The 14,288-nt window shown below is 70.1% G+C and carries 17 protein-coding genes; 6 read left to right on the top strand and 11 right to left on the bottom strand.

The features are described 5' to 3' along the window. Positions 1–133: 133 nt before the first annotated feature. Both QF035_RS46645 and QF035_RS46640 read left to right on the top strand, forming a co-directional pair. Positions 134–610, top strand: coding sequence for an Lrp/AsnC family transcriptional regulator (locus QF035_RS46645; protein WP_307528135.1), 477 nt, complete (start codon positions 134–136; stop codon positions 608–610). Positions 611–690: 80 nt separating this feature from the next. After that, complete coding sequence (locus QF035_RS46640; protein ID WP_307528133.1) at positions 691–1,386, top strand: HAD family hydrolase; 696 nt, start codon at positions 691–693, stop codon at positions 1,384–1,386. Positions 1,387–1,651: 265 nt separating this feature from the next. Here QF035_RS46640 and QF035_RS46635 read toward each other — a convergent pair whose 3' ends face one another. The 8 genes from QF035_RS46635 to paaA form a co-directional block, all read right to left on the bottom strand. Further along, positions 1,652–2,221 carry a TetR/AcrR family transcriptional regulator gene (locus QF035_RS46635; RefSeq protein WP_307528131.1) on the bottom strand — a complete coding sequence of 190 codons (570 nt, stop codon included), beginning with the start codon at positions 2,219–2,221 and terminating at the stop codon, positions 1,652–1,654. Positions 2,222–2,292: 71 nt separating this feature from the next. Continuing rightward, on the bottom strand, positions 2,293–2,994 hold the full coding sequence (locus QF035_RS46630) for an SDR family oxidoreductase (RefSeq protein WP_307528129.1): 702 nt from the start codon (positions 2,992–2,994) through the stop codon (positions 2,293–2,295). A 216-nt stretch (positions 2,995–3,210) separates the two neighbouring features. After that, positions 3,211–4,575 (bottom strand): FAD-dependent oxidoreductase, encoded by a 1,365-nt coding sequence (locus QF035_RS46625; RefSeq protein WP_307528128.1) that lies wholly within the window; start codon positions 4,573–4,575, stop codon positions 3,211–3,213. Between the two features lie 158 nt (positions 4,576–4,733). After that, entirely contained in the window at positions 4,734–5,909 is a 1,176-nt protein-coding gene (gene paaE, locus QF035_RS46620) for a 1,2-phenylacetyl-CoA epoxidase subunit PaaE (protein WP_307528126.1), read from the bottom strand. After that, complete coding sequence (gene paaD / locus QF035_RS46615; protein ID WP_307528124.1) at positions 5,909–6,424, bottom strand: 1,2-phenylacetyl-CoA epoxidase subunit PaaD; 516 nt, start codon at positions 6,422–6,424, stop codon at positions 5,909–5,911. The genes paaE and paaD overlap by 1 nt, the downstream gene beginning before the upstream one ends. Beyond that, entirely contained in the window at positions 6,418–7,245 is an 828-nt protein-coding gene (gene paaC / locus QF035_RS46610; RefSeq protein ID WP_307528122.1) for a 1,2-phenylacetyl-CoA epoxidase subunit PaaC, read from the bottom strand. The genes paaD and paaC overlap by 7 nt, the downstream gene beginning before the upstream one ends. Positions 7,246–7,255: 10 nt before the next feature. Beyond that, the gene (gene paaB / locus QF035_RS46605) at positions 7,256–7,576 is read right to left on the bottom strand and encodes a 1,2-phenylacetyl-CoA epoxidase subunit PaaB (protein ID WP_269649095.1); all 321 of its coding nucleotides are present in this window, start codon (positions 7,574–7,576) and stop codon (positions 7,256–7,258) included. After that, on the bottom strand, positions 7,573–8,547 hold the full coding sequence (gene paaA / locus QF035_RS46600; RefSeq protein WP_307528119.1) for a 1,2-phenylacetyl-CoA epoxidase subunit PaaA: 975 nt from the start codon (positions 8,545–8,547) through the stop codon (positions 7,573–7,575). Before paaA ends, paaB begins: the two co-directional genes overlap by 4 nt. A 191-nt stretch (positions 8,548–8,738) precedes the next feature. Between paaA and QF035_RS46595 the strand changes: the two genes are divergently transcribed. The 3 genes from QF035_RS46595 (at position 8,739) to QF035_RS46585 (ending at position 11,948) form a co-directional block, all read left to right on the top strand. After that, positions 8,739–9,410 (top strand): class I SAM-dependent DNA methyltransferase, encoded by a 672-nt coding sequence (locus tag QF035_RS46595; RefSeq protein ID WP_307528117.1) that lies wholly within the window; start codon positions 8,739–8,741, stop codon positions 9,408–9,410. A 258-nt stretch (positions 9,411–9,668) separates the two neighbouring features. Continuing rightward, the gene (locus QF035_RS46590) at positions 9,669–11,312 is read left to right on the top strand and encodes a SpoIIE family protein phosphatase (RefSeq protein ID WP_307531892.1); all 1,644 of its coding nucleotides are present in this window, start codon (positions 9,669–9,671) and stop codon (positions 11,310–11,312) included. 72 nt (positions 11,313–11,384) lie between these two features. Then, positions 11,385–11,948: a CGNR zinc finger domain-containing protein gene (locus QF035_RS46585; protein ID WP_307528115.1), complete on the top strand. Its 564-nt coding sequence runs from the start codon at positions 11,385–11,387 to the stop codon at positions 11,946–11,948. Between the two features lie 46 nt (positions 11,949–11,994). On the opposite strand, the gene QF035_RS46580 is transcribed toward QF035_RS46585, so the two are convergent. The 3 genes from QF035_RS46580 to QF035_RS46570 form a co-directional block, all read right to left on the bottom strand. Then, positions 11,995–12,597: a TetR/AcrR family transcriptional regulator gene (locus tag QF035_RS46580; RefSeq protein ID WP_307528112.1), complete on the bottom strand. Its 603-nt coding sequence runs from the start codon at positions 12,595–12,597 to the stop codon at positions 11,995–11,997. A gap of 91 nt (positions 12,598–12,688) precedes the next feature. Further along, on the bottom strand, positions 12,689–13,324 hold the full coding sequence (locus QF035_RS46575) for a GOLPH3/VPS74 family protein (RefSeq protein ID WP_307528110.1): 636 nt from the start codon (positions 13,322–13,324) through the stop codon (positions 12,689–12,691). Between the two features lie 73 nt (positions 13,325–13,397). Then, a complete protein-coding gene (locus tag QF035_RS46570; RefSeq protein WP_307528108.1) occupies positions 13,398–13,574 on the bottom strand; it encodes a hypothetical protein in 177 nt (58 codons plus the stop codon). Between the two features lie 271 nt (positions 13,575–13,845). On the opposite strand from QF035_RS46570, the gene QF035_RS46565 reads away from it, so the two are divergent. Further along, on the top strand, positions 13,846–14,283 hold the full coding sequence (locus QF035_RS46565) for a Fur family transcriptional regulator (RefSeq protein ID WP_307528106.1): 438 nt from the start codon (positions 13,846–13,848) through the stop codon (positions 14,281–14,283). Positions 14,284–14,288: the final 5 nt, after the last annotated feature.

The following is a 14,288-nucleotide window of genomic DNA, read 5'->3' as shown; positions in this document are numbered from 1 at the left end:
ATGACGCGTGTCCGCGCCATGGATACCCACAAGGTAAGCAGTGCGAGGGCAGTGGCTCAACCGGCTCGTGATCGACTGAGCCATTGGTACAGTCGGGAACGATCATCCCAGACCGCAGGGAGACCAACGGACCATGGCCGTGGACGAGCTCGACACCCGCATCCTGCGGCTGCTCATGGAGCAGCCGCGCACCAGCGTGCGCGAGTACGCGCGCATCCTCGGCGTCGCCCGCGGCACCCTGCAGGCGCGGCTCGACCGGCTGGAGCGGGACGGCGTGATCACCGGTACGGGTCCCTCGCTCTCCCCCGCCGCGCTCGGGCACCCGGTGCTCGCGTTCGTGCACATCGAGGTCACCCAGGGGCATCTCGACGACGTGGGGGACGCGTTGGCGGCCGTACCGGAGATCATCGAGGCGTTCTCGATCACCGGTGGCGGGGATCTGCTGACGCGGGTCGTCGCGCGGGACAACGGCCATCTGGAGGATGTGATCCAGGCTCTGATCAGCCTGCCGGGCGTCGTCCGCACCCGGACCGAGGTCGCGCTGCGCGAGCGGGTGCCGCAGCGGATGCTGCCGTTGGTGGAGTCGATCGGGCGTACGGCCCAGGGGTGACCGGAGCGTACGGCCCGGGTTGACCGTGGGTGCGGCCCGGGGTTGATCGTCGGCTTTCGGGACCCGGCATCCTGGATCCCATGAGCAATCTCGGCAGCACTTCGGTCATCTTCGATCTCGACGGAACGCTCGTGGACAGCGAGCCGAACTACTACGAGGCGGGACGGCAGACGCTCGCCGGGCAGGGCATCACGGACTTCACCTGGGCGGACCACGAGCGGTACGTCGGCATCAGCACGCAGGAGACGATCGCGCTCTGGAGGGAGCGGTACGCCCTGGAGGCCCCGCTGGACGTGCTCCTCGCGGACAAGAACCGGCGCTATCTGGAGCTGGCCCGCGCGTCCACCCCGGTCTACCCGGAGATGCGCAAGTTCGTGGAGCTGCTGGCCGGGGAGGGTGTGCCGATGGCTGTGGCCTCGGGGTCGTCGCGCGAGGCCATCGAGGCGATCCTGGCGGGCACGGGGCTGTCCGCGTATCTGCGGACGATCGTCTCGGCGGAGGAGGTCGCCTCCGGCAAGCCCGCTCCGGATGTCTTCCTGGAGGCGGCACGGCGGCTCGGGGCGGTTCCCGGGGACTGCGTCGTCCTTGAGGACGCCGCGCCGGGGGCCGCCGCGGCGCACGCGGCCGGGATGCGGTGCATCGCGGTCCCGTACGTCGCGGGGCAGGCCGATGATCCGGCGTTCGCGACGGTGGGGTTGCTGTTGCGGGGTGGGCAGGCCGAGTTCACGGCTCGGGCCGCGTACGAGTGGCTCCGCCGGTTGGGCGGGGAGGCGTAGGTGAGCTTGTGCTTGTCGGCTGCGGGTTGGCTGTGGCTGAGCGCGCAGTTCCCCGCACCCCTGAAGGGGGTGCGGGGAAGTCTTGCGTCTGCGGGTCGGCTGTGGCTTGGCGCGCCGTTCCCCGCGCCCCTGAGGGGGCGCGGGGAGGTTTGCGGCTGTCGGTTGTTCGTGGCTGAGCGCGCAGTTCCTCGCGCCCCTGGAGGGCGTGGCTGGCGCGGGTGGGTCTCCCGGCTCAGCCCCGTAGGGCCCGTGCGCGGTCCTCGTTTTATGCGACGCCCGCCGCGTCCAGCAAGGCCGTTGCCGTTGTGGTGGTCAGGCCGGCCAGGGTTTCTGCCTTTGCTCCGGCTCGGGCGCTTGCTCCGTCGAAGACGAGGGTGAGCTGGCGGGCGAGGAGCTGGGGGTCGCGGGCGCCGCCGCGCTCGGCCTCGACGCGGAACGCCTCGGTCAGGGCGCCCTTGGCCCGCAGGGCGACGGCCCTCGCCGGATGCTCGGGGTCCTTCACCTCGACCAGGGCGGACAGGAACGGGCAGCCGCAGTAGTCGTCCCGCGTCGAGGCCTGCTCCAGCAACTCGAAGACGTGCAGGATCCGGGCACGGGGCGGCCGGGTGTCGTCGGGGTCGAGGTCCAACTGCCGCGCGTACTCCGGCGCACGCCGCTCCAGGCTCGCCGCGAGCACCTCGTCCTTGCTGGCGTAGAGCTGGTACATCGAGCGCTTCGACACCCCGGCGGCCCGGCACAGCGCCTCGACTCCGATGGAGACGCCGTCGCGATAGAAGAGCTCCGTGGCCGCGTCGAGCAGCCGGTCCCTCGTGGATGTCTTGTCCGTACTGGCCATGAGCGGAGGGTACCTCCGTCGGGGAGGGCCCCCAAAACCGATCGGTCTACTGCCGACGCGGTTGCTGGAGGCTAGGCGACGAGCTGCGGATACAGGACCGAGAGGTCCGCGGACAGCCCGGACTTCACCTGGCGGGACAGATCGTCGGCCAGCACCTCGAACGCTCCGCTCTCGATGCCGTCGAGCGCCTGGGAGGCCACATCCTCGGGCGAGGCCTTGGGGGCGTCGATCTTCGCCGTCATGTCCGTGTCGACGTAACCGACGTGGAGCCCGGTGACACCGATCCCACGCGGCTTGAGGTCGAGCCGCAGGGAGTTGGTCTGGGACCAGACCGCGGCCTTGGACGCGCTGTACGAGCCGGCGAGGCCGATCCACGACAGCACGGAGTGGACGTTCAGGATGTGGCCGCCGCCGTTGCGCTCGATGACCGGGACGAACGCCCGCGCGGTGAGCAGCGGTCCGTAGAAGTTCGTCTCGAAGTCCCGGCGCACATCCTCGACCGGCGCCTCCAGGAAGGACGCGTTCACGGAGACCCCGGCGTTGTTGATCAGGATGGTGACGTCGCCGGCCTGCTCGGCCGCCGCCGCGACGGACGCGGGGTCGGTGACCTCCAGCGCCAGCGGGACCGCCCGGGGATGCGTGACCGTCCGCGGATCGCGGGCCGTGGCATACACCTTCTTCGCCCCCCGCTCGAAAAGCCCTTCCACCAGCGCCTTGCCGATCCCCCTGCTGCCGCCGGTCACCAGGACGACGGAACCCTCGATAGCAGTCATGTCACTCTCCGAACTCAGTACACGAACACCTGGAAACCGATCGGTTTCCCTTCATCAGGAACAGTAAACCGATCGGTTTCACAAAGCAAGGCGGGCGAACCTCGGGCGAACGCGAGTGGGGCCCCGTCGCAGTGACGGGGCCCCACATGGCCGGTGAACCGGTGCCGGCCGGTTGGATCAGTGCCGGTCCGCGGAACCGGTGGCGGTCGGTCGTTGTTACGCGCCGCTCGCCCTGAGCATGTCCTCGCGCTCGACGAGCTTCACGCGCTCGCGGCCCTGGGGCTCGCCCAGCGCCTTCTCCGCGGCGTCCAGGCGGTACCAGCCGTCCCACGTGGTGAAGCGGACGCCCCGCTCGGCGAGGAACGCATCCACAGCCTCCGGACCAGGCGAAACAGGCGTGTGCAAACGGCCGTTGGCGTGGTCGTCCAGCAGGCTGGCGACCGTCTCGTTGGCATCACCCTTGGTGTGGCCGATCAGGCCGACGGGCCCGCGCCGGATCCAGCCGGTGACGTACGCCGACTGCAGGTGCTCGCCGGTCTCCTCCATCACCCGGCCGCCCTTGTCCGGGACAGTGCCCGTCTCCATGTCCCAGGGCAGCTTGGGCAGCTTGTCGGAGAGGTAGCCGACGGCCCGGTACACCGCGCCGAGGTCCCAGTCCTTGAACTCGCCGGTGCCCTTGACGTTGCCGGTGCCGTCGAGAGTGGTGCGCTCGGTGCGCAGACCGACGACCTTGCCGTCCTCGCCGAGGATCTCGGTCGGCGACTCGAAGAAGTGCAGGAACAGCTTGTGCGGCCGGTCGCCGACATCGCGGATGGCCCAGTTCTCCAGGGTCTTGGCGACCATGTCGGCCTGCTTGTTGCCCCGCCGGGTGGCGATCGAGCCGTCGTCGTAGTCGATGTCCTCGGGGTCGACGATGACCTCGATGTTCGGGGAGTGGTCCAGCTCCCGCAGCTCCATCGGGCTGAACTTCGCCTGCGCCGGGCCACGGCGGCCGAACACGTGGACCTCAAGAGCCTTGTTGGCCTTGATGCCGTCGTACACGTTCGCCGGGATCTCGGTCGGCAGCAGTTCGTCGGCGGTCTTGGCGAGGATTCGCGCCACGTCGAGCGCGACGTTGCCGACGCCGAGGACGGCGACCTTCTCCGCCTCCAGGGGCCAGGTGCGCGGCACGTCCGGGTGCCCGTCGTACCAGGAGACGAAGTCCGCCGCCCCGTACGAGCCGTCGAGGTCGATGCCGGGTATGTCGAGGGCCCGGTCTGCCGTGGCGCCCGTGGAGAAGATCACCGCGTCGTAGAAGGCACGCAGGTCGTCCAGGTTGATGTCGCCCGGGTAGTCGACGTTGCCGAAGAGACGGATCTGCGGCTTGTCGAGCACCTGGTGCAGGGCGTTGATGATGCCCTTGATGCGCGGGTGGTCGGGGGCGACGCCGTAGCGGATCAGGCCGAACGGGGCCGGCATCCGCTCGAAGAGGTCGATGGACACGCCGGGCTCGACGGCCACTGCGGACTTCAACAGCGCGTCGGCGGCGTAGATCCCGGCGGGGCCGGCTCCGACTATGGCTACCCGCAGGGGGCGAGACATGTTCAGGTTCCCTTCGAGCGATGATCGATCAGGAGTACTCACCCGGAGCCTAAACTAAGGCATGCCTAAGTCAGTAGTCGGGCCCGATCTATGACCCCATAAGGCCGCTTTATGGGGTCCGCGCGCATGAAGAGGCAGGGATCGACTCCCGTGTCGGCTCAGCTGTCGTAGTCGACGGTCAGCGTCTCGGAGACCGGATACGACTGGCAGGTGAGCACGTACCCCGCGTCGACCTCGGACGTTTCGAGGGCGAAGTTGCGGCGCATGTCGGCCTTGCCGTCGGTGACCAAGGCCCGGCAGGTGCCACAGACGCCGCCCTTGCAGGCGAACGGCAGATCGGGGCGGGTCTTCTGGGCGCCGTCGAGGATGCTCCGGTCCCGGGCGAGGGCGGCGGTGGTGGAGCGCCCGTCGAGGGTGATGGTCACCTGGCTGACGGCCCCCTCGACGGCGGCCTCCTCGTGACGCACTTCCCGTACGGGCTCGTCGTCGGCGTAGAACAGCTCCTGATGGACGCGGTCGCCGGGCACCCCGAGACCGGCGAGGACCTCCTGGGCGTCACGGACCATGCCGTGCGGGCCGCACAGCCACCAGTGGTCTGCCGCCTTCACGTCGACCAGGGCGTCGACGAGCGCCGCGAGCCGCTCGGCGTCGAGGCGGCCGGAGAGCACCTCGGCCTCCCGGGGCTCGCGCGACAGCACATGGGCGAGCTGGAAACGGGCCGGATACAGGTCCTTCAGGTCCGCCAGCTCGTCGGCGAACATCACCGTGCCGGTGCGCCGGTTTCCGTAGAAGAGGGTGACGGTCGAGCGGGAGTCCGCGGCCAGGACGGACTCGGCGATGGACACCATGGGCGTGATGCCGGAGCCCGCAGCGATCAGCACGTGATGGCCGTGCGTGGTCAGGTCGGGGGTGAAGAAGCCGGTGGGGGCCATCACCTCGACGGTGTCGCCGGGGCGTACGTCCTGCACGAGCCACGCCGAGAACAGGCCGCCCGGCACCACCCGCACCCCGATGCGCGGCACCGAACCGGCCGGGGAGCAGATCGAGTACGAGCGCCGCTCGTCCCGTCCGTCGATCTCGCGCCGCAGCGTGAGCGACTGTCCGGGCGCGAAGGCGAACTCCTCGGCCAGCTCCTCCGGGATCTCGAAGCTGACGGCCGCCGCGTCCTCGCACAACGGCTGCACGGAGGCGACGCGCAGGGTGTGGAAGACCGGGCGTCGGTTGCGGCCACGCGGACGCACCGCCGGGCCGGAAGCAGGACCGGAAGCGGGAGCGGCGGCCGACACGGCCGCGTCCTTCAGCCCTCCCATCGGCTCTTCCCTCAGGCCTTCCATCAGATCTCCTTGACGTACTCGAACGGCTCGCGGCAGGCGAGGCAGCGCCACAGCGCCTTGCAGGACGTGGCGGCGAAGCGGGAGGTCTCCTCGGTGTCCGCCGAACCGCAGCGCGGGCACGCCACCGTGCGCCGGACGGGCGACAGCACGAGCGGTACGGGACCGGCGACGCGGCGGGGTGCGGCTCCGGGCGGCGCGATGCCGTTCTCGGCGAGCTTGCGCCGGCCCTCCGGGGTGATCCAGTCACTCGTCCACGGCGGGTCCAGGACCGTACGGATCTCCACGCGCGCAAAGCCCGCGCCGCGCAGCCGTGCCGCCACGTCCGCGCGCATCTCGGCCATCGCCGGGCAGCCGGAGTAGGTCGGCGTCAGACTCGCGACCACGGTCCCGTCATCGGTCACCTCGACGGAGCGCAGGACGCCGAGGTCGGCCAGGGTCAGCATGGGCAGTTCGGGATCCGGCACCCGCTCGGCGATGTGCCGGGCGCGCCGCACGTCCGTCAGTACGGTCACCATGTCGCCCCCGGGTGCGCTCGGGCCACGCTCTGCAACTCGGCCAGCAGCGGCGCGAGATGCTCGGTGTGCTCCCCCGCGCGGCCGGCGCCGGGCAGCGGCCGGTACACGGGCATGGGCAGCCCGGCCGCCTCGGTGACCTGCCGCAGCACGGCGACCACCTCGTCCCGCACGTCGTACGCCGTGAACAACTCGCCGAAGTACGGGGCGACCTGCTCCATGGCCCTGCGCGTCCGGCGGCGCGACTCGTCCGTGCCGTCACCGAGACGCACCGCCCACTCGGCCGCGTACTGCCGGTGGTAGGTCAGCTCCTTGACGCCCTTGGCGGCGATGGCCGCGAGGACGGGGTCGGGGTGCGCCGAGAGCTGCTCGAAGTGCGCCAGGCGCCAGCTGGACAGGACCAGCAGCCGCACGATCGAGAACGCGAAGTCCCCGCACGGGAGTTCGGCCAGGCGGACGTTCCCGAAGTCCTCCGCGTCCCGGAAGTAGGCGTACGCGTCCTCGTCGCGCCCGGTGCCGTCGACCTGCCCGGCGCGTGCGTACAGCAGGCGGGCCTGGCCGAGGAGGTCGAGGCCGATGTTGGCCAGCGCGACCTCCTCCTCCAACTCCGGGGCGCGGGTGGTCCACTCGGCCAGCCGCTGTGCGGAGACCAGCGCGTCGTCGGCGAGTGCCACGCAGTCCGCGGCCAGCCGGCCCGCGTCGACACCCTCGGGCACGGTGGTGTCCACGCCGTGCAGCGGGTCCTCGAAGCCGGTGCCGTACGCCCAGCGGGCGTCGTCCTCGTGTCCCTCGGCGAGGGTCATGTAGACGTGGTCGTCACTCATGCCCTGCTCCTCAGATGTGCGGGACGTCGTCGGGGATGTCGTAGAAGGTCGGGTGGCGGTAGACCTTGTCGGCGCTGGGCGCGAAGAAGGGGTCCTTCTCGTCGCGCGTGGACGCCGCGATGTGCTCCGAGCGCACCACCCAGATCGAGACGCCCTCGTTGCGCCGGGTGTACAGGTCGCGGGCGTGGGTCAGCGCCATGGCGTCGTCGGCTGCGTGCAGCGAGCCCACATGGACGTGGTTCAGCCCGCGCTTGCCGCGCACGAACACCTCGTACAGCGGCCAGTCGCCCTTGCCGGTGCCCTGAGTGGGGCCCGGGGTGATGTCACTCATGCCGTCGCTCCTTCGCGCGCGCGTGCCGCCTGCTTGGCCGCGTGGGCCGTGGCCGCCTCCCGCACCCAGGCGCCCTCCTCATGGGCGCTGCGGCGCCGCTCCACCCGCTGGGCGTTGCACGGCCCGCCGCCGGAGATCACCTGCTTCAGCTCCGCCCAGTCGGGGGTGCCGAAGTCGTGGCTGGCGCGCTCCTCGTTCCAGCGCAGGCCCGGGTCCGGCAGCGTGACGCCGAGCTTCTCGGCCTGCGGGACGGTCATGTCGACGAACCGCTGACGCAGTTCGTCGTTGCTGTGGCGCTTGATCTTCCAGGCCATCGAAGCCGCCGAGTTGGGCGAGTCGCCGTCGGGCGGGCCGAACATCATGAGCGACGGCCACCACCAGCGGTTCACCGAGTCCTGGACCATGGCCTTCTGGGCCTCGGTGCCGCGCATCATCGTCATCAGCAGCTCGTAGCCCTGCCGCTGGTGGAACGACTCCTCCTTGCAGATCCGCACCATCGCGCGCGCATAGGGCCCGTAGGAACTCCTGCACAGCGGAACCTGGTTGCAGATCGCGGCGCCGTCCACGAACCAGCCGATGACGCCGACGTCGGCGAAGGTCGGTGTGGGGTAGTTGAAGATCGACGAGTACTTCTGGCGCCCTTCGATGAGCCGCTCGGTCAGGTCCGCGCGGTCGGCACCCAGGGTCTCCGCCGCCGAGTACAGATACAGCCCGTGGCCTGCCTCGTCCTGGACCTTCGCGAACAGGATGGCCTTGCGGCGCAGCGAGGGCGCGCGCGTGATCCACTCGCCCTCCGGCTGCATGCCGATGATCTCCGAGTGCGCGTGCTGCGCGATCTGCCGCACGAGCGTCTTGCGGTAGCCGTCCGGCATCCAGTCGCGCGGCTCGACCCGCTGGTCCCGCGCGATCGTCGCGTCGAACTGCTGCTGCAACTCCTGGAGCGGCACCTCGGCGGAGTGTGTCGTCGTCATCGATACCAGCTTCCCAACCGACCATTCGTTCGGTATCAGTGTGACGTGTTTCTGCCGACCGGGCAAGACCCGGGCACAATCAGGGGCGGTGCGCCTCGGGGCCCGTGAGCACCTGGGCCACCCACGACCGCCGATCATGTGATTGTGGAATAATTCAACATCAGCTACGAAAGGTTACTTTCGTGACCAAGATGAGCAATGAGGCCGGCTACGAGAGCATTCGGTTTGACCGCAGCGGTCAGGCCGAAGCCTTTGACGCCATCGGCGACCGTTATGACGAGGCCTTCCCGCACAAGGAGGGCCAGCTCTCCGCCGGAGAATGGCTGATCGACTCGCTGCCGGCGGGTTCCCGCGTGCTCGACCTCGGCTGCGGCACCGGAGTGCCGACCACGCGCCAGATGACGGACGCCGGATTCGAGGTGGTGGGCGTCGACCTGTCGCGCAGGATGGTGCAGCTCGCCCGGGGGTACGTTCCCGCGGCGACGTTCCACCAGCTGGACATCGCCGACCTGCGCCCCGGCGGCCCGCAGGACCTCGGCCGTTTCGACGCCGTCGCGGCCTTCTTCTCCTTGCTGATGCTGCCCCGCGTGGAGATACCCCTCGCGCTGCAGACGGTCCGCCACCTGCTGGTTCCCAGTGGCCTGTTCGTCCTCTCGATGGTGGAGGCCGATGTGGACAACTACGCGATCCCGTTCCTCGGCAACACGATCCGGGTTTCCGGATACGTACTGGAGGACCTGCACAAGGTCATCGAGGCCGGTGGCTTCGAGATCGTCAAGGAGACCGCTTACACCTATGCCCCGGCGGTCGCCGACGTCCCGCCCGAGGAGCAGGTCTTCCTCTGCTGCCGACGGCTCGACTGAACAGGCACGACCCTTCACCGCGGACCGCGGCGCACCGACGGGACGAAACGCGTGACGGAGCACCCCACCCCACAGGGCCCGCGGGTCACCCGGACCCCTCAGCCGTCCCCTCCGCACGGCCGCCGTGCGGAGGGCGGGGGCTCCCAGTCCCAGGACCCGGTGCCGGGCAGCCCTCCGGAACCAGGTCCTGACAGGGGAGGAGAGCAGACCGACAGGCTCCAGTACCTGGACGTGGCGACCCGACGGATCGCCCGCGGGATGGACCTGGACGAGACGCTCCGCGAGCTGCGCCGGGCTGCCGTCCCCTCCTTCGCCGACGCGATCATCGTCCATCTGCACGATCCGCTCCCCGTCGGGGACGAGAAGTCGGCTGCACCCGTCGTCCTTCAGCTGCACAGCGTCAGCAGGAAGCCGCAGGCTCCCCAGGCCTCCCGATCGCCGCTGTTCAAGACCCATCCCCTGCACTCGGACATCGCCGAGCTCGTACGGCCGGACGTCGCCGGACGGCTCTCGAAACTGCTGCTGGCCGGACGGCCCGCCTTCGGTGACGCGCCCGGGATCGCACCCGCGGTTGCCGAACTGCTCGGACCACTGGCGAGTGTGCCGGAGGCGATTCCGCCGGGGCGCCGGCTGATCATCGCCCCGCTGCACGGCCGCAGGCACGTCATGGGAACGGTCGTCCTCCTGCGCCGGCCCGACCGGACCCCCTTCACCCGCGACGACCTGCTCGTCGCCTCACAGCTCGCGACGCACACCGCCATCGGCGTACAGAAGGCGGTGATGTACGGGCATGAGGCCTCCGTCGCGGACACGCTGCAGCACACCATGCTGCCGTCGTCACTGCCCGAGCCCACCGGGATCCGGCTGGCCAGCCGCTATCTGCCCGCCTCGAAGACCGCCCAGGTCGGGGGCGACTGGTACGACGCGATCCCGCTGCCCGGCAACCGCGTCGCGCTGATCGTCGGAGACGTCATGGGGCATTCCATGACCTCCGCCGCGATCATGGGCCAGCTGCGCACCATCGTGCAGACCCTCGCCGGGCTCGACCTGCCTCCGGACGAGGTCCTGCACCACCTGGACGAGCAGGCCCAGCGCCTCGGCAGCGACCACATCGCGACCTGCCTCTACGCGATCTACGACCCGATCTCGCACCGGCTGCTCATCGCGAACGCCGGCCACCCGCCCGCGGTGCTCCTGCACCCGGACGGCCACGGCGAGGTGCTCCGCGTCCCACCGGCCGCCCCCATCGGTGTCGGCGGGGTCGACTTCGAGTCCGTGGAGATGCACGCCCCCACCGGAGCGACCCTGCTGCTCTACACCGACGGCCTCGTCGAATCGCGCGAGACGGACGTGGGAACAGGCGTCGAGGCCCTGCGCACCAGCCTCCGAACCGTGGCGAGCGGACACTCCGCCCCCTCGCTCGAACTGCTCTGCGACCACATCCTGGGCGTCATGGTCCCCGGCTCCCGGGACGACGACATCGCTTTGCTCACCGCCCGGTTCGAGGGCTTCCCCCCGGACAGCGTGGGGTACTGGCACCTGGACCCCCACCCGCTGACCGCCGGACAGGCCCGCCGCCTGACCCGCAGGGCACTTCGCCGCTGGGACCTGGAATCCATGCTCGACTCGACGGAACTCATGGTCAGCGAGGTCGTGACGAACGCCGTCCGTTTCGCCTCACGGCCCATCGCACTACGGCTGCTGCGCACCGACATCCTCCGCTGCGAGGTGACCGACGACTCCTCCCAGGTGCCCCGGATGCGGCAGGCCCAGCCGGGCGACGAGGGCGGCCGAGGCCTCTTCCTCGTGGATCAGCTCGCGCAACGCTGGGGAGCGACGAGGCTCAGCACGGGCAAGGTCGTCTGGTTCGAGCAGCAGATCCCGAAGAAGCCGAAGGAGTAGCCACCCCAGCCGTCACCAGCCTGACCGGTGATGACCCTTGCATGCCCTGATGTCACCCGTCAGGATGGTGACGTGAATCTGGATCATGCCTTCTTCTGCGGGAACCCCGCGCTCGACTTCGCGGCCACGCTCCGCGCGCGCCGCACGCTCCGGTTCGAGACGCTCGTGTCGCCGGACCGGCTGGACGCCTGGTACGTCGAGTCCGGAGTCGTCGACGCCGTATCCCCCAGCCGGGAGGCCGACGTCGAGCAGGCGATCGTCGTCCGGGAGGCCGTCTACGACCTGATCACCGCCCGGCGGTTCGGCGCGGCCTACGACGAGGAGGCGCTCGCCGCGGTGAACGGCGCGGCCCGCAGGCCCTCGGCGACGCCTCAGCTCACCGCGACGGGGCGATGGACGGCCGCGACGCCCGAAGAGGCACTGGCCACCGTGGCACGCCAGGCCGTCGAAGTCCTCAGCGGACCCGACGTTCCGCTGCTGAAGGAATGCGGCAATCCCGAATGCACCCGCGTCTACATCGACCGGTCGCGCGGTGTGCGCCGGCAGTGGTGCGGCATGGAGTCGTGCGGAAACAAGGTCAAGGCCGCGGCCTACCGGGCTCGCAAGAAGCAGGCGCAGACAACCGCAGCGCACTGACGCACGGGGATCTCAAGGTTCCCGAGCCACGGTAAGCATCCGCGGCCTACGCCGGCAGCCGGGCCCCGAGGATGGCGAGGCAGTTCCTCCAGAGGACGTCGAGGCGCTCGGGGTCGTTGTAGAGCTTGGCGAAGAGCACCTGGCCCTCGAGTTGCGCGACGACGGACCGGGCGGCCTCGCGGTGGTCGCCGACGGCGATCTCTCTCCGCTCCGCGGCCTCGGCGACGACCTCCTCGACCATGCCGACCTGCGCGTCGAAGATTCCTTGCAGGCGCGAACGAACGGCCTCGGTCTGGTTGCTCAGTTCCAGGGTCAGATTCCCGAACAGGCACCCTGAGACCGTGCCGCAGCTCTGCTGTCCGGCGCGCTGGCCCGCCTCGGTCTCCTCGAACAGCCGGCGCAGCCGCTGGAGCGGTTCACCGTCGCCGCGCAGGATGCGGCTCCAGTCACCGCGCTGGGTCTCCCAGCGCTCGTCGAGAACAGCCAGGGCGAGCGCTTCCTTGGTCTCGAAGAAGTAGTAGAAGCTGCCCTTCGGCACGCCCGCGACCTTGCAGATCTCGGCGGTGCCGAGGGCCGAGTAGCCTCGCTGCCCGATGAGTGACTGCGCGGCGGTGAGGATCTTCTCCCTGGCGTTGCTGGTCCGTCCCATACGACCAATATACGACCGATCGACTATTTACCCCGCGGGCCAATCACCCGTGGGATCCGGTCACCCGTCGGTGTTCCGGCGCGGGTTCGGGTCAGAATCCGCGCCAGATGTTGTCGAAGGCCGCGTCCTCGATGGATCGGCGCTGGCGCACGGCCTCCAGTTCCATCACCGCGTCGTTGACCGCGGCCAGTACCGTCGCCACCGCGTCGTCAGTGATGTCCGGGACGTCGGGAGGCTTCGGGGATTCCTCGGCGTCCTCGTCGAGAGGCTCGCCGTGCAGCGCGGCAGCCGTCACGAGGGCGACCAGCACGGGCTCGTGGGATTCCCAGCGGTCGACCGCTCCGCGGCGGGCCGGGGAATCGACGAGTGCCACGTCACCGGCCCGGAAGGACATCAGGCGGCGGCGCTGCCGGGTGAGCCGGCCCTCGGTCTCGAACGCGGCCAGATACACCGAGGACAAGTCACGGCCTCGGCGCCACAGCCAGTCCTCGACCGACTCGTACGGCTCCTGGCGGGTCAGCGCCGACTCGGCCTCGCGCAGCAGGGGGTCGTCCAGGGAGGGCCGGCCGCCGGGGACGATGCGATCGCCGTCCAGCTCGACCGCTCGGGCACCGAGGAGGTCGATGACCTCGGCCCCGGCGAGCGCCAGGGACAGGCTGCCGCGGTCCGCAGGGCGGCCGGACTCCACATCCATGGCAACGATCAACAGGTCCCGCGGTGTGGTCATGATCCGGTTCCCCTCGAAGGTATGAGCAAGCCTACGTCGCCGCCGTCGAGGCCCGCCGTCCGGTCGACCGGACTCACAGGCACGTACGGACGAGCCACTCGTCGGAGTTGTACGTGTCCCTCGCCGGGTCGGGCACGGTCGCCGGCCTCTCCTCGACCATGTCCGCCAGGCCGATGCGCTCCGGCAACGTGCCGAATCGCGTACGGCGTGCGGCCTGGGCGGCGTCCGGAACGTTCTCCTGATGCGTCATCTCGTCCTCCTGAGTTCGGTCCGGGTCCGATCGTGGCGAAGGCGGCGTCACCCGACTCGCTCGCGTCACCTGCGAAACAGGTGATGATGATCGCAGCGGCTTTCGTCACCTGTCAAGGTGGTGACGCACCGGTGATCCCCGTCAGAAGCCCCACCGCGGCCGGAAACGGCAGCCCGGACGCCCGCGGCGACGATCTGTTCGGCAGGACTTACCAAACTTGGAACCTTCGCTTTCTTGAACTGTTCGTGTTTAGGACGCTAGGTTTGGCGCCATGACCACACCCCGTACTCCGACCACCGCAGAGGAGCTGCGCGGTGTCGGCCTGCGGGTGACGGCCGCCCGCGTCGCGCTGCTCGAGACCGTCCGCGGAGGCGACCACCTCGGAGTCGAGGCGATCGCCTCCGGGGTACGCGACCGCGTGGGCCACATCTCCCTCCAAGCCGTGTACGAGGCCCTCCACGCACTCACCGCGGCAGGGCTCATACGCCGCCTCGAACCGCCCGGCAGCCCGGCCCGGTTCGAGGGACGCGTCGGAGACAACCACCACCACCTCGTGTGCCGTACGTGCGGTGTCGTCGTCGACGTCGACTGCGCGGTCGGCCACGCCCCCTGCCTGACCGCGTCCGACGACCGTGGTTTCGCGATCGACGAGGCCGAGGTCATCTACTGGGGCCTGTGCCCCGCCTGTTCCACCAGCAGCAGTTCCTGAGCACC

The sequence above is a fragment of the Streptomyces umbrinus genome, from assembly GCF_030817415.1.
Lineage (GTDB): Bacteria > Actinomycetota > Actinomycetes > Streptomycetales > Streptomycetaceae > Streptomyces > Streptomyces umbrinus_A.
The sequence above is the reverse complement of the archived record's forward strand: the minus strand, read 5'-3'. Positions and strand labels throughout refer to the sequence as shown.

Excerpts from the sequence above, each read along its gene's own strand:
- QF035_RS46580 (WP_307528112.1), bottom strand. The coding sequence starts at position 12,597 with ATGGGACGGACCAGCAACGCCAGGGAGAAGATCCTCACCGCCGCGCAG.
- paaA (WP_307528119.1), bottom strand. The coding sequence starts at position 8,547 with ATGACGACGACACACTCCGCCGAGGTGCCGCTCCAGGAGTTGCAGCAG.
- QF035_RS46635 (WP_307528131.1), bottom strand. The coding sequence starts at position 2,221 with ATGGCCAGTACGGACAAGACATCCACGAGGGACCGGCTGCTCGACGCG.
- QF035_RS46565 (WP_307528106.1), top strand. The coding sequence starts at position 13,846 with ATGACCACACCCCGTACTCCGACCACCGCAGAGGAGCTGCGCGGTGTC.
- QF035_RS46575 (WP_307528110.1), bottom strand. The coding sequence starts at position 13,324 with ATGACCACACCGCGGGACCTGTTGATCGTTGCCATGGATGTGGAGTCC.
- QF035_RS46590 (WP_307531892.1), top strand. The coding sequence starts at position 9,669 with ATGGACCTGGACGAGACGCTCCGCGAGCTGCGCCGGGCTGCCGTCCCC.
- paaC (WP_307528122.1), bottom strand. The coding sequence starts at position 7,245 with ATGAGTGACGACCACGTCTACATGACCCTCGCCGAGGGACACGAGGAC.
- QF035_RS46645 (WP_307528135.1), top strand. The coding sequence starts at position 134 with ATGGCCGTGGACGAGCTCGACACCCGCATCCTGCGGCTGCTCATGGAG.
- paaB (WP_269649095.1), bottom strand. The coding sequence starts at position 7,576 with ATGAGTGACATCACCCCGGGCCCCACTCAGGGCACCGGCAAGGGCGAC.
- QF035_RS46630 (WP_307528129.1), bottom strand. The coding sequence starts at position 2,994 with ATGACTGCTATCGAGGGTTCCGTCGTCCTGGTGACCGGCGGCAGCAGG.
- QF035_RS46640 (WP_307528133.1), top strand. The coding sequence starts at position 691 with ATGAGCAATCTCGGCAGCACTTCGGTCATCTTCGATCTCGACGGAACG.
- QF035_RS46570 (WP_307528108.1), bottom strand. The coding sequence starts at position 13,574 with ATGACGCATCAGGAGAACGTTCCGGACGCCGCCCAGGCCGCACGCCGT.
- QF035_RS46595 (WP_307528117.1), top strand. The coding sequence starts at position 8,739 with ATGAGCAATGAGGCCGGCTACGAGAGCATTCGGTTTGACCGCAGCGGT.
- paaD (WP_307528124.1), bottom strand. The coding sequence starts at position 6,424 with ATGGTGACCGTACTGACGGACGTGCGGCGCGCCCGGCACATCGCCGAG.
- QF035_RS46625 (WP_307528128.1), bottom strand. The coding sequence starts at position 4,575 with ATGTCTCGCCCCCTGCGGGTAGCCATAGTCGGAGCCGGCCCCGCCGGG.
- paaE (WP_307528126.1), bottom strand. The coding sequence starts at position 5,909 with ATGGAAGGCCTGAGGGAAGAGCCGATGGGAGGGCTGAAGGACGCGGCC.